A 12,647-nucleotide genomic window follows, 5' to 3' on the forward strand; every position below is an offset into this window, starting at 1 on the left:
TATGGCAGCTGCTGGCATCTCTAGCATCGATATCGAAGCGGCATCGCATTGCCGGCACAGATGAGGACCCCCCAGTGACGCTCGACGCAGCAAGCAAACCCATCCTGTTCCTGCTCGACCGCGAGTTCGAGGACGGCCAGATTCCCGGCCAGCGCTTCTTCTGCCGGCACAGCCTGTTGCTGGAAGGTGCCCTGTCGAGCATCGACGGCCTCGACGCGCAGCTGGACGTGCGCCGCATCGGTTTCGCGCGGCCGCGCCGCGAGGTGATCGCCGAGATCGGCGAGCAGGACCAGTCGCTGCCGAAGCTGGTGCTGCCACAGGGCGTGCGCAGCGACCTGGCCAGCGGCGCGCACCAGGACCGCCAGTACATCTCCGGTGCCGAACCGATCCTGGCTGCACTGAACGGGTTGCTCGGCATTCCCGTGGCCCACCCCTGAGCGAGGACGCGACCATGAGCTACCTGATCAGTGTGCTGGACAAAAGCCCGGTGGCCGAAGGTGCCTCGCCGGAGCAGGCGCTGCGCAACAGCCTGCAGCTGGCGCAGCGCGCCGAACAGCTCGGCTACCACCGGTACTGGTTTGCCGAGCACCATGCCGCACCGACGTTGGCCAGCCCTGCACCGGAAGTGCTGGCGGCCTGGGTGCTGGCGCAGACCCGGCGCATCCGCATCGGCAGCGGCGGGGTGATGTTGCGCCACTACGCGCCGTACAAGGTTGCGGAGAACTTCAACCTGCTGGCGGCATTGGCGCCAGGACGGGTGGATCTGGGCGTGGGCAAGGCCCCCGGCGGCCTGCCGGCCTCGACCGCCGCGCTGGCGGCCGGGCGTCCGGCGTTCGCCGACTTCGACCAGCAACTGCGCGACCTAGAGGGCTATCTGTCCGGTGCCGAAGCCGAGGCATTGGCGCGGCCGGTTCCGCAGCAGGCACCGGAGCGCTTCCTGCTCGGTGCCAGCCCGCAGAGTGCGCAGCAGGCCGCCGAGCTTGGTTGGCGCTTCGTCTACGCCGCGCACTTCGATGGCGACCCGAAGCACATCGAGGCCGCGTTCGACGCCTACCGCAGCGTCTCCTCGCAGCCACCGCTGTTGGCCACGGTAGCCTTCGCCGCGCCGACTGCCGAAGCAGCAGCGCGTCATATCGGTGCGCTGCGTGTCTACAAGCTGCACCTCGGTCCCGGGCAGGCGGTGAACCTGCCCAGCCCCGAGGCGGCTGCCGAGTACGCGCGGCAGGTGGGCGTGGCCGACTTCCGCATCGAGGAAACGCGCCCGAGCGTGTTGTCCGGTGATGCGCAGCACGTGCGTGACGAACTGGACGCGCTGCACCGGCGCTTCGGCGTGGGCGAGTTCATTCTCGACGCGCCGGTGGCCGACCTTGACGCGCGCCTGACATCCCTTGAACTGCTGTCGCCCGCGCCGCGCGCGGCGGTGGCCTGACCTGCAGGAGCGATTCCCATGAGCACGACCCCGCGCCACATTCCGTTCGGCATCATGCTGCAGGGCCCTGGCAGCCACATGCATGCCTGGAAGCACCCGTCCAATCCAGCGGATGCCAGCGTCAACCTGCAGTTCTACATCGACATTGCGCGCACTGCCGAGGACAACGGCATCGCCTTCGGCTTCGTGGCCGACGGCCTGTACATCAACGAGAAGTCGATCCCGCACTTCCTCAACCGTTTCGAGCCGATCTCGTTGCTGTCGGCGCTGGCCACGGCAACGAAGAAGATCGGCCTGGCCGGTACGCTGTCCACGTCCTACAGCGACCCGTTCACCGTGGCCCGCCAGTTCGCCTCGCTGGATCTGCTCAGCGGCGGCCGTGCCGGCTGGAACGTGGTGACCTCGCCGTTGGAAGGTTCGGGTCGCAACTATGGCCGGCCGCATCCGGAGCACGCGCTGCGCTACCAGATCGCCGACGAGTATCTGGACGTGGTGCAGGGGCTGTGGGATTCCTGGGACGACGACGCCTTCGTGCGCGAGCGCGACAGCGGCACCTTCTTTGCGCCAGAAAAATTCCGCCGACTCGACCACAAGGGCCGCTTCTTCCAGGTGGAAGGCCCGCTCAACATCCAGCGTTCGCCACAGGGCCAGCCGGTGATTTTCCAGGCGGGTTCTTCCGATGATGGCATCGCGTTGGCCGGCAAGTACGCCGACGCGGTGTTCACCCATTCGCCGTCGCTGGAAGAAACCCGCGCGTTCACCCAGAAGGTGAAGAACTCGGCGATTGCGCACGGCCGCAGCGGCAATGACGTGAAGATCTTCCCGGGCATCGGCCCCATCGTCGGCCGTACTGCCGAGGAGGCCGAAGCCAAGTACCAGGCGATCGCTGCACTGGCCACGCTGGAGGATGCGCTGGCCTATCTCGGCCGCTTCTTCGATCACCATGATTTCAGCCAGTACGACCCGGACGCACCCTTCCCGGAGCTGGGTGACATCGGCAGCAACTCGTTCCGTTCCACCACCGACCGCATCAAGCAGGATGCGCGTGAGAAGGGCCTGAGCCTGCGCCAAGTGGCATTGGAAGCCGTGAGCCCACGACCGAACTTCATCGGTACGCCGGAGCACGTGGCCGATGAGCTGATCCGTTGGTTCGACGCCGGTTCCAGCGACGGCTTCATCCTTGGATTCGCCGCACAGCGCGAAGGCCTGGACGATTTCGTGACCCAGGTGCTGCCGATCCTGCAGGCGCGCGGCTACCACCAGCGCGAGCTGGAAGGGCAGACCCTGCGCGAGCATCTGGGCCTGCCGTACAAGGCCAGCCGCCATGCGACCGATGCCGAACCGGCGCGGAAGGCGGGGTAGGGCGATGAGCGGAGAATCGGCAGTAGCGCCGGACCATGCCCGGCGGAATTCCCAATCCACGGGCATATTGCCCGAGATCGCGGCACGCGCCGAGGCGGCCATTGCGATCCGTCATGACCTACACCAGCACCCGGAGCTGGCCTTCGAGGAGCACCGCACCAGCGCCCGAGTGGCCGAACTGCTGCAGCAGTGGGGCTATGAGGTGACCACCGGGCTCGGTGGCACCGGCGTGGTCGGTACGCTGCAGCGCGGGCAGGGCAGTCGTCGACTCGGCCTGCGCGCCGACATCGATGCACTGCCGATCCACGAGGACTCCGGCCTGGCCTATGCCAGCCAGACCGAGGGGTTGATGCATGCCTGCGGCCACGATGGGCATACCGCCATCCTGCTGTCCGCCGCGCACTACCTGGCCCATCACGGCAATATCGACGGCACCCTGCAGCTGGTGTTCCAGCCGGCCGAGGAAACCGGTTCGGGTGCTTCGAAGATGATTGCCGATGGCCTGTTCGAGCGCTTCCCGGTGGATGCGATTTATGGGCTGCATAACTGGCCGGGCGTGCCGGTGGGTCACTTCGGCTTCGTCGATGGCCCGGCGATGGCGTCGGTGGACTGGGCGCGGCTGAAGGTGATCGGCAAGGGCGGACACGGTGCCGAGCCACAGGGGAGTGTCGACCCGATCCTGGCGGCGGCGCACGTCGTCACCGCGTTGCAGAGCGTGGTGTCACGCAATGTCGACCCGCGGCAGATGGGCGTGGTCACCGTCGGTTCGATCCACGGCGGCCAGGCCGCCAATGTGATTCCGGACGTCGTCGAGCTGAAGCTGACCGTGCGCGCTTACCTGCCCGAGGTACGTGACACTCTGCGGCGCCGTGTTACCGAGGTCGCCGAGCAGATCGCCGCCGCGTTCGGTGCGCGCGCCGAGATCGAGTTCCCACGCGGCTTCCCCAGCGTGATCAACCACCCGCAGCAGACTGCCTACATCCGCGAGGTGGCGCTGCAGGGCTTCGGCAGCGAACACGTAGTGCCCGAATTCGCGCCGCGCACCGCCAGTGAGGATTTCGCGTTCCTGCTGCAGGCGCGGCCGGGCAGCTTCGTGTTCGTCGGCAACGGCGACAGTGCACCGCTGCACAGCCCGCGCTACGTGTTCAACGATGCCGCCATTGCACCCGCCGCCAGCCTGTGGGCGCGATTGGCCGAAGACTATCTGGTGAGGGATGCGACATGAGCAGCGACGAACGCTTCCTCTATACCTCGGTGGATGATCCGCTGGCGCGGCCTCTGTTCGACGGCCTGGAACAGGAGTACGACAGCCGCTACGCCGACGTGCGCCGACGCATCGGCGGCAGCGCACGCGAAGAACTGCAGCGCTACCCGGCGCAGGCCTTTGCTGCGCCGATAGGGGCGTTTGTATTGCTGCTGCGCGATGGTGTGGCGATCTCCGGTGGCGCGTTCATGCCGCACCGAGACCCGGATACCGCCGAATTCAAGCGAATCTGGACGCTGCCCGGGCTGCGTCGCCAGGGCATTGCACGGCGTGTTCTGCAGGAGCTGGAAGACCAGGCGGCGCGGCAAGGGTACCAGCGGGTGTTCCTGACCACCGGCTTCCGCCAGCCTGAAGCGGTTGGCCTGTACCTGAGCCATGGCTACACCGCGCTGTTCGATCTGGAGGCCGACCCGGAAACCGTTGCGCATCTGCCGTTCGAAAAGCACCTGCGGGCACCGGCGCCCGTCATCGTACCTGCGCAGACCCAGCTGCAAGGAGCCCACGCGTGAGCACGCCTTCGACCGCGCTGGATGGCATTGCAACCCGGCCGGCGCCAGCACCGGCGCTGAAGATCGTGCCAGCCCGGCATCCGCTGCAGGTCTTCGGCACGGTGCTGGCACTGGCGCTGATCCTGATCGGGCTGCAATCCGTGCTGGGCAATCCGCGCTGGGGCTGGGGCACATTCGCCGAGTGGTTCTTCGCACGCCCTGTGCTTGAAGGCCTGGGCCGCACGCTGCTGCTGACCGCGCTCGGTACCGGCCTCGGCTTCGCACTGGGTACCTTGCTTGCGCTGGCCCGGGTGTCCGGTTCACCGCTGCTGTCGGCGGTGTCGTGGGGCTATGTGTGGTTGTTCCGCTCGATCCCGCTGCTGGTGCTGTTGCTGCTGCTGAACAACCTGGGCTACCTGTACAGCACCATCGAGTTGGGCGTGCCGTTCACCGGCATCAGCCTGTTCTCGTACCCGACCACGCAGCTGATCGGTGTGTTCACCGCCGCGGTGCTGGGCCTGACCCTGAACCAGGCGGCGTTCTCGGCGGAGGTGATCCGCGGTGGCATTCTTTCGGTCGACCACGGCCAGTACGAGGCCGCAGCCGCGCTTGGCCTGCCGCGTGGCCGCCAGGTGCGCCGCATCATCCTGCCGCAGGCGATGCGCTCGATCCTGCCGGCCGCGTTCAACGATGTGATCGGCCTGGCCAAGAGCACCTCGGTGGTCTACGTGCTGGCGCTGCCTGAGCTGTTCTACACGGTGCAGGTGATCTATCGCCGCAATCTGGAGGTGGTGCCGCTGCTGATGGTGGCCACGGTCTGGTACCTGGTGATCCTGACCGTGCTGTCGCTGCTGCAGCGACGCGTGGAACAGCGCTTCGCGCGCGGCCAGCTGCAGCGCGAGCGTTCGGTGTCACGGGTGTCGTCACCGGTGCGGACATCCAGTGATGCTGCGCCGCGCGTGATCAACCGCCCGCGCATCGCCACCCAGGTCGAAGCGGGCGAGGGTGCGTCGGTGTCGTTGCACGGCGTGGGCAAGGTGTTCGGCGATCAGCCGGTGCTGGACGACGTGAACCTGGATCTGCGCGCTGGAAGCGTGACGGTGCTGATCGGCCCGTCCGGCGCCGGCAAGTCCACGCTGCTGCGGCTGATCAACCACCTGGAACGTGCCGACAGCGGTTACGTGACTGTCGGTGGCCAGCTGATCGGCTACCGCCGCGAGGGTGACACCCTGTACGAGCTGCCCGAGCGCGAGATCCGCCGCCGTCGTGCGGAAGTGGGCATGGTGTTCCAGGGCTTCAACCTGTTCCCGCACCTGACCGCGCTGGAGAACATCATCGAGGCACCCATTGCAGTTCGTGGCGTGCCGCGCGCACAGGCCGAGCAGCAGGCGCGCACGCTGCTGGAGCGGGTCGGCCTGGCCGACAAGGCCGATGCCTTCCCGCGCCAGCTGTCCGGTGGCCAGCAGCAGCGCATTGCGATTGCCCGTGCGCTGGCGCTGCAGCCGAAGGTACTGCTGTTCGACGAACCGACCTCGGCGCTGGACCCGGAACTGGTGGCTGAAGTGCTGAGCGTGATCGAGGAGCTGGCTCGCTCCGGCACCACGCTGGTGATCGTCACCCATGAACTGAGCTTCGCCCGTCGCGTGGCCGACCACGTGGTGATGATGGATCAGGGCCGGGTGATCGAGCAGGGCACGCCCGAGGCCCTGTTCGAGCGCCCGCGCCAGCAACGCACGGCCGATTTCCTGGCCAAGACCCTGTAACCCCGGAAGGAACACCATGAGCCCTGCAGCACCGCATCGCCCCTCGCGCAGCACCCTGTTGATCGTGGGCGTGCTGGTCATCGGCATCGCCGGCATCGTCTATTCGCGCGTACGCCAGGCACCGGATGCCGCCGCCGTAGCCGCGACCAGTCTGGCAAGCGGCAACACCGCTGCCTTGAAGGGCACGTTTGACCCGAAGGCGCAGGCGTTGATCCCGGCCGACTATCGCTTCGTCACCCCCGGTACGTTCACCGTGGCCACTCATCCGGGGCAGCTGCCGCTGGCCGACTATGGCGCCGACAGCAAGGACGTGGTCGGCATCGAGCCGGACATCGCACGGCTGATCGCCGATGGGTTGGGCCTGAAGCTGGTGATCGTACCGGTGGCGTGGCCCGATTGGCCACTGGGGCTGGAATCGGGCAAGTACGATGCGGTGCTGTCGAACGTGACCGTCACCGAAGAGCGCAAGAAGAAATTCGATTTCTCCAGCTACCGTTACGACCTGCTGGGCATCTACACGCGTACAGATGGGCCGATCCAGAAGATCGAAAAACCCGCCGATGTCGCAGGGCTGAAGGTGGTGGTGGGTGCCAGCACCAACCAGGACCAGATCCTGCGGCAGTGGGACCAGCAGAACATCGCCGCCGGCTTGAAGCCGGTGGAGTACCAGTACTTCGATGACGCCGTGGTCGGCCGGCTGGCGGTGATCACCGGCCGCGCGGATGTCTCGTTCGAACCGAATGCCACCGGCGCGTACTCGGCACGCGACGGCAAGGTGCGGCGCGTAGGCCTGTTCCCTGGCGGCTGGCCGAACGCTGCGGCGATCTCGGTGACCACGCGCAAGGGCAGCGGCCTGGCCGATGCGGTGACGCAGGCATTGAACACCCAGATCGGCAGCGGCACCTATGCGCAGGCGCTGAAACGGTGGAATGTGGCCGAGGAGGCCGTGCCGCAGTCGCAGACCAATCCGCCGGGGTTGCCGACGCTGCAATGACACCGGGCGTGGCCCGGCGGGCCCCTGTAGAGTCGAGCCTGCTCGACTGGCGCATGGTGATCGGCGAAATGTAGTCGAGCAAGCTCGACTCTACCAACGCGCTTCCAGCGTCCGGAACGGTTTCGCCAGCCGCACGCCCTCGGCATCGAAGTCGGAAACGCTGCGCCCATCCACACGCACCGTCTTCGGCATCGTGCGCGCCGGCCACCAGACCTTCACCGCCGTCCCGCTGCGCAACCCCTTGCCCAGGGTGACCGTCAGCGTGCCGTCGCGCTGCCGCGCCTGCATCTGCAACGTGCCATACGCGGTCGGCAGCCGCTCCACCGCCAGCCCATCGCCAGCAACCCACGACGGCGGCGTGCCCGGCAGCAATGACAACGCATCATCGTCCTCGCGCATCAACATGCCGAACAGGGTGCGGCCGTATTCGGCGCCGATCCAGGTATGCGGCATGTCGCCCAGGTAGCGGGGGAAACGCAGCCGCGAGTGCACGACCTCGGCCAGCACCTGCCACTCAAGCGGGCGCCGATCATGCAGCAGTCCCTGCAGCAGCTCATCGGCCACCTGCGGCTGGCCCAGGTGCACATAGCTCAGCACGTTGCGGATCTCATAGGGCGTATAGGCGTACAGCGCATCGGGCTGGCTGCGCTTGCGCACGTCCTCCAGATAACGCGCGAAGGTGGTCCGCAGTGCCTCGGCGGGCAGTACGCTCTGCGCACCGGTGGGGTCCAGTGCGATCGATACGCCGGTGGGATCGCCATCGCCCAGGTCGGCCGAGGAGGGAATGAAGTCGATGCCCTTCCACGCCATCGTCGCCCGGATCGAGGCGTGCAGCGCGTCGTAGAGCAGCGTGTATTGCTCGCGCGCCCAGGCAGCAGTCTCGTGGTCGCCCAGCGCCTCGGCCAGCCACGCGCCATCGTGCCACCCCTTCAGGCCCCAGTAGTCATCCCAGTAGCTGTGGGTAGGGGACGGATAGCCCTCATGGCTGATCGACGGCGCAAGAATGCCGGCGAAGCGCTCCGGCGCCGGCTGGTCGGCCTTGTAGCCGGGCACCAGCGTGCGTTCGCGCAGTTCCTGCAGGAAGCGCAGCGCGGCTTTCACTTTCGGCAGATAGGCACGTACCGATTCCGGTCCACCATCAAGGCGCGCGACATCGGCCACCAGCGCAACGTACTGCCCTTGGCTGTCGTATTCGATGTCCGATCCAAAGCCTGTGTTGACGCTGCCATCGTCATTGAGGATCGGCGAGACCAGACCGTTGGCATGCACGCCGTGTTCGCTGTACCAGTCCAGGTAGTCGCGCGCGACGCGGGCTTCACCCATGCGCAGCAGCACCGCCGAGGTGGCCATGCCGTCGCGGATGAAGGAGCGGTTGTAGTTGCGCGGGCCGGGCTGCATCGCAGGGCCGGTCTGGTTGATCAGCATGTAGGCGGCCTGCGCACGCAGCATGTCGACCAATGAGGGATCGGGCAGGCGCAGCCCGACCTGGCCCAGCCGTGCCTGCCAGTCCGCGGAGGCCTGCGTGGCCAGTGAATCGAACGCCGCATTGGCATCGCGGGGCAGCGTGGCCAGATCGAGCGCAGGCGCTTCGGGCAGCGCGCCCTTGCTATCGGCGGCGGCAGCACCCAGCGGGAACGCGACCACGATGGCATCGCTGGCGCCGGGTGCCAGTGATACGCGGTAGTTCAACGCAGCCGAGGCAAGACCCTCGTCGTCGCGCGCCTGTTGCGTGGAGGGCAGATGGCCGGCAGCGACGTTCGCGGTGATTTCCGTTGCGCCCTCCTTGCCAAACGGCGCCGCGCCGGACGCAGTCACCGGCGTGAGCGACTGCAGCAGCATGCGGCCATTGATGCGCACGGCCTGTCCATCGATCGCCACATCGCGGATGGGTGACAGCCCGCCGTTCTGCCACGGTGGATTCATCTGCATCGGGCGCACGACCAGGCTGAGCGTGCCGTCGATCCGGGTCTTGCCGGTGTTGTGCAGGCGATGACGCAGGAAGGTCACCGGCTGGCCGGTGCGCTCGATGGCGAACACTTCACTGCGCAACTCCAGCCCGGGCTGCGGTGACCACGTAGCGGACGGCATCGGCTTCCAGCCATCCCGCAACGCGTGCTGTATCGGCTGTCCTGCCGCGCCAGCGGTTTGGCCATCGGCACTACGCCAGAGTGGCTGCACCAGTGGCGCGCCCTTGAAGGCTTCCAGGTTGCCGTATTCGTCGAAGATCGATTTCTGTCGCCCTGCGTGCACACCGACGGCCGTCCAATAGGTCTGCTGCATCTGCAACGACGCCGGGAACAACGCGCGCTGCGCGCCGCTGGCGGCGATCTGATACTGCTTCATCGGTGTCATCACGGCTTTCGGGCCGAGCAGGCGCAGGCGTGAAATCTGCGGTGCAGCGCCGTCCACGCTCAGGCGGAATGCACGCAAGGGTCGTGCTGCAGTGGCAGCCAGCCAGCTTTGCCGATGATTGGCCGCCTGTGCATCGTGTGCGAGGTCCTGCCAACGGCCCTGTGCATCCTGCGCCTGCAGTCGCGCGGCGCCGCGCGCGCCATCGGCCCAGTCGACCACCAGGCCAGCCGTGGATTGGGCCTGCGGCAGCGTGATCTCGAACGTATGGGATCCATCTTTTCCGGTCGGAACCGCAACGGTGCTGCCGCCTTGCCAGAGCGCCGCTGCCTGCGTTGCATCGATACCGCTGATGCGTGCGCTGAGCGTGCTGTCCAGCGGCTCCATCTCGAAGATCGACACGCCCCAATCGGAGGTGCGCTGCGGGCTGGCGAGCCGCAGGTAGCGGGCCTGCCGCGGCGCGAAGTACAGCGTTTCCACGTCGCCCAGCGAATCGGCCATCGTGTACGCGGTCTGCCACTGCCTGCCGTCGAGTGAGGTCTGCAGTGAATAGCCTTCCGGGTTCGATACATCCCAGGTGAGGCGCGCGCCGGCCAGCAGGGTGGGCGCGCCCAGATCGATCTGGAACCAGTGGCCGGGGCTGAAGGCGCCGCCGGTCACGGTCTTCGGGTCGCCGTCGATCAGGTGGCTGATCGCCATCGCCGGTACCTGCTGCGAGGAACTGCTGGCCTGCCATTGGCTGCGCGGGGGGAGGGTCTGTGCCTGTGCGCTGGAGGCGAGGGCGGCCAACAGCAGGGCAGTGGCAGATCGCCATGGGATAGCTGAGCGGAAGACCTTGGAACGTTCGGCGCGCAACGTCATTACGGACTGCCTCGCAGGTTCGGCCGGAATCGGGCGAGCGCTACGCTAGCAAGGGATGTAATCGGTTACATGACACACTGCAGCGCCGCAGGACGCTGGCGCCGCCATCACGGGAGGGCTGACGGATGTGGCTCTGGACGTGCAGCGCGGATTGGCTAGGGTCACATCGAAAGTCTTTTAATCTGGTTGTCATTTGACAACTTATGTGAGCCGTGTGCAGACTATGGAGAACAAGGAATGTCTCGAGCGCGTCATCCAGACAAGGACATCGAAGCGGCGTTGCAGTTCGCGGAGGACCGTGGGTGGAGGCTCCGTATGGCGGGCGGCCATGCGTGGGGCCGGATGTATTGCCCTTACAACGACACCGATTGCCGATGCGGGGAGTTCTGCATCGTGAGCATCTGGAGCACGCCGCGTAGCGGCAGCCATCATGCAAGGGCCTTGCGGCGTGTGGTCGAGAACTGCAGTCGTGAGCAATGAGATCAGGCTTCGTCAGAAGCGAAGGGGTCAATCATGGAATTCAACTTCACCCTGAAGTACCGCTTGCCGGACACAGGCAATGAAATCGGCGTCCTCGAGCAGCGCCTGGCCGAAGGTGGCTGTGACGACGCGCTTGTGGGCCTTGGGCTGCCGGGACGACTGGCCCTGGCGTTCTGCCGCGAAGCAGACAGCGCAGGGGCTGCCCTGCGTTCGGCGCTGGACGATGTGCAGCGGGCCGTGCCCGGTGCCGAACTGGTTGAAGTGAGCCCCGATCTGGTGGGGCTCACTGACGTCGCAGACCTGCTCGGAATGTCGCGCCAGAACATGCGGAAGCTCATGCTGGCCAACCCGCAGTCGTTTCCGTCCCCCGTACATGACGGCTCGACCTCGATCTGGCATCTCGTCGACATTCTCGGTTGGCTGCGAGCGCGCGGCAGCGGGAAAGTCACGACGGAAATGACCGAGCTCGCCGCCGCTGCGTTGCAGCTCAATCTGGCCCGGGAAGGGCGCAGGCTTCTCTCGAAGACGTAGTGGCCGCGAGAATCGGAGCCCACCGCGTTACAGCTCCACCGTCTCCCACCAGCGGCTACCCGCCTGCGGCGCCTGCATGTCCAGCGCCTCGCCCATCATCGGCGTGGCCACCGGCACGTTCTTCGCGGCCGCCAATGCGGTGATGCGCTCGAACGGCTGCTGCCATGCGTGCAGGGCCAGGTCGAAGGTGCCGTTGTGGATCGGCAGCAGCCACTTGCCGCGCAGGTCCAGGTGCGCCTGCAGCGTCTGTTCCGGCTGCATGTGCACGAACGCCCAGCGCGGATCGTAGGCACCGGTCTCGATCATGGTCAGGTCGAACGGGCCGTATTTCTCGCCGATGGCCTTGAAGCCGTCGAAGTAGCCGGTGTCGCCGCTGAAGAAGATGCGGAAGTCACCGTCCTGGATCACCCATGACGCCCACAGGCTGCGATCACTATCGCCCAGTCCGCGGCCGGAGAAATGCTGGCCCGGGGTCGCGGTCAGGCGCAGGCCGTTGGCTTCGGTGGATTGCCACCAGTCCAGCTGTTCGACCTTGCTGGCGTCCACACCCCAGGCAATCAGCTGGTCGCCGACGCCGAGCGGTGCAATGAAGCGCGCGGTCTTGCCGGCCAGCTGCATGACCGCGGCATGGTCGAGGTGGTCATAGTGATTGTGCGAGAGGATCACACCGGCGATCGGCGGCAGCGCGTCGATGCTGATCGGCGGTGCATGGAAGCGTGCCGGCCCCATCCACTGCACCGGCGAGGCGCGCTCGGAGAACACCGGATCGGTCAGCCAGTACTGGCCACGCAGCTTCAGCAGGATCGTGGAGTGCCCCAGCCGGAACAGGCTGCGATCCGGTGCGGCGTCCAGCGTGGCGCGGTCCAGCGGCTGGACCGGAATCGGGTGAGCGGGCACGGTGCCCTTGGGCTTGTTGAACAGGAACGTCCACCAGATCTCCGCACCGTCGCGCAGGCCCATCGCCGGACGGGGCAGGGCATTGTGGAACTTGCCATCACGGTACTGCGGTGAATCGGGGAAGTCGGGGAGGGACCAGGACTTGCAGAAGGTGTAGGCGGTCACGGCGAGGATTCCGAGCAGGAGGACAAGGAGCAGGCGCTTCATGGGTGACGTCCGCTGAGTACAC

Annotated in this window: 10 protein-coding genes; 8 read left to right on the forward strand and 2 right to left on the reverse strand. The window is 66.7% G+C overall.

From position 1 onward, the window contains the following. Nucleotides 1-74 precede the first annotated feature (74 nt). Genes AC13GF_RS14330 through AC13GF_RS14360 form a run of 7 tightly spaced genes read left to right on the forward strand, consistent with a single transcriptional unit; the run spans nucleotide 75 to nucleotide 7,300 of the window. Nucleotides 75-437 (forward strand): DUF3088 family protein, encoded by a 363-nt coding sequence (locus tag AC13GF_RS14330; protein ID WP_032960011.1) that lies wholly within the window; start codon nucleotides 75-77, stop codon nucleotides 435-437. 14 nt (nucleotides 438-451) lie between these two features. Further along, on the forward strand, nucleotides 452-1,429 hold the full coding sequence (locus AC13GF_RS14335; RefSeq protein ID WP_483005039.1) for an MsnO8 family LLM class oxidoreductase: 978 nt from the start codon (nucleotides 452-454) through the stop codon (nucleotides 1,427-1,429). 18 nt (nucleotides 1,430-1,447) lie between these two features. Next, nucleotides 1,448-2,791: an LLM class flavin-dependent oxidoreductase gene (locus tag AC13GF_RS14340; RefSeq protein ID WP_483005040.1), complete on the forward strand. Its 1,344-nt coding sequence runs from the start codon at nucleotides 1,448-1,450 to the stop codon at nucleotides 2,789-2,791. Between the two features lie 4 nt (nucleotides 2,792-2,795). Continuing rightward, complete coding sequence (locus tag AC13GF_RS14345; protein ID WP_483005041.1) at nucleotides 2,796-4,016, forward strand: M20 aminoacylase family protein; 1,221 nt, start codon at nucleotides 2,796-2,798, stop codon at nucleotides 4,014-4,016. Next, complete coding sequence (locus AC13GF_RS14350) at nucleotides 4,013-4,564, forward strand: GNAT family N-acetyltransferase (protein WP_483005042.1); 552 nt, start codon at nucleotides 4,013-4,015, stop codon at nucleotides 4,562-4,564. Before AC13GF_RS14345 ends, AC13GF_RS14350 begins: the two co-directional genes overlap by 4 nt. Next, on the forward strand, nucleotides 4,561-6,306 hold the full coding sequence (locus tag AC13GF_RS14355; protein ID WP_483005043.1) for an amino acid ABC transporter permease/ATP-binding protein: 1,746 nt from the start codon (nucleotides 4,561-4,563) through the stop codon (nucleotides 6,304-6,306). Before AC13GF_RS14350 ends, AC13GF_RS14355 begins: the two co-directional genes overlap by 4 nt. A gap of 16 nt (nucleotides 6,307-6,322) precedes the next feature. Beyond that, complete coding sequence (locus AC13GF_RS14360; RefSeq protein WP_483005044.1) at nucleotides 6,323-7,300, forward strand: ABC transporter substrate-binding protein; 978 nt, start codon at nucleotides 6,323-6,325, stop codon at nucleotides 7,298-7,300. A gap of 90 nt (nucleotides 7,301-7,390) precedes the next feature. Here AC13GF_RS14360 and AC13GF_RS14365 read toward each other — a convergent pair whose 3' ends face one another. After that, on the reverse strand, nucleotides 7,391-10,510 hold the full coding sequence (locus AC13GF_RS14365; RefSeq protein WP_483005045.1) for a galactose-binding domain-containing protein: 3,120 nt from the start codon (nucleotides 10,508-10,510) through the stop codon (nucleotides 7,391-7,393). 513 nt (nucleotides 10,511-11,023) lie between these two features. On the opposite strand from AC13GF_RS14365, the gene AC13GF_RS14370 reads away from it, so the two are divergent. Next, on the forward strand, nucleotides 11,024-11,521 hold the full coding sequence (locus tag AC13GF_RS14370; protein WP_483005046.1) for a helix-turn-helix transcriptional regulator: 498 nt from the start codon (nucleotides 11,024-11,026) through the stop codon (nucleotides 11,519-11,521). A gap of 27 nt (nucleotides 11,522-11,548) precedes the next feature. Here the strand turns inward: AC13GF_RS14370 and AC13GF_RS14375 are convergent, their stop codons facing one another. Beyond that, the gene (locus AC13GF_RS14375; RefSeq protein WP_483005047.1) at nucleotides 11,549-12,625 is read right to left on the reverse strand and encodes an MBL fold metallo-hydrolase; all 1,077 of its coding nucleotides are present in this window, start codon (nucleotides 12,623-12,625) and stop codon (nucleotides 11,549-11,551) included. Between the last annotated feature and the right edge of the window lie 22 nt (nucleotides 12,626-12,647).

Source organism: Stenotrophomonas sp. 22LJNL06-5-1 (assembly GCF_056861455.1).

Bases quoted from the DNA above. Each gene is read 5' to 3' on its own strand.
- AC13GF_RS14335 (WP_483005039.1), top strand. From the start codon at position 452: ATGAGCTACCTGATCAGTGTGCTGGACAAAAGCCCGGTGGCCGAAGGT.
- AC13GF_RS14340 (WP_483005040.1), top strand. From the start codon at position 1,448: ATGAGCACGACCCCGCGCCACATTCCGTTCGGCATCATGCTGCAGGGC.
- AC13GF_RS14345 (WP_483005041.1), top strand. From the start codon at position 2,796: ATGAGCGGAGAATCGGCAGTAGCGCCGGACCATGCCCGGCGGAATTCC.
- AC13GF_RS14350 (WP_483005042.1), top strand. From the start codon at position 4,013: ATGAGCAGCGACGAACGCTTCCTCTATACCTCGGTGGATGATCCGCTG.
- AC13GF_RS14360 (WP_483005044.1), top strand. From the start codon at position 6,323: ATGAGCCCTGCAGCACCGCATCGCCCCTCGCGCAGCACCCTGTTGATC.
- AC13GF_RS14365 (WP_483005045.1), bottom strand. From the start codon at position 10,510: ATGACGTTGCGCGCCGAACGTTCCAAGGTCTTCCGCTCAGCTATCCCA.
- AC13GF_RS14370 (WP_483005046.1), top strand. From the start codon at position 11,024: ATGGAATTCAACTTCACCCTGAAGTACCGCTTGCCGGACACAGGCAAT.
- AC13GF_RS14375 (WP_483005047.1), bottom strand. From the start codon at position 12,625: ATGAAGCGCCTGCTCCTTGTCCTCCTGCTCGGAATCCTCGCCGTGACC.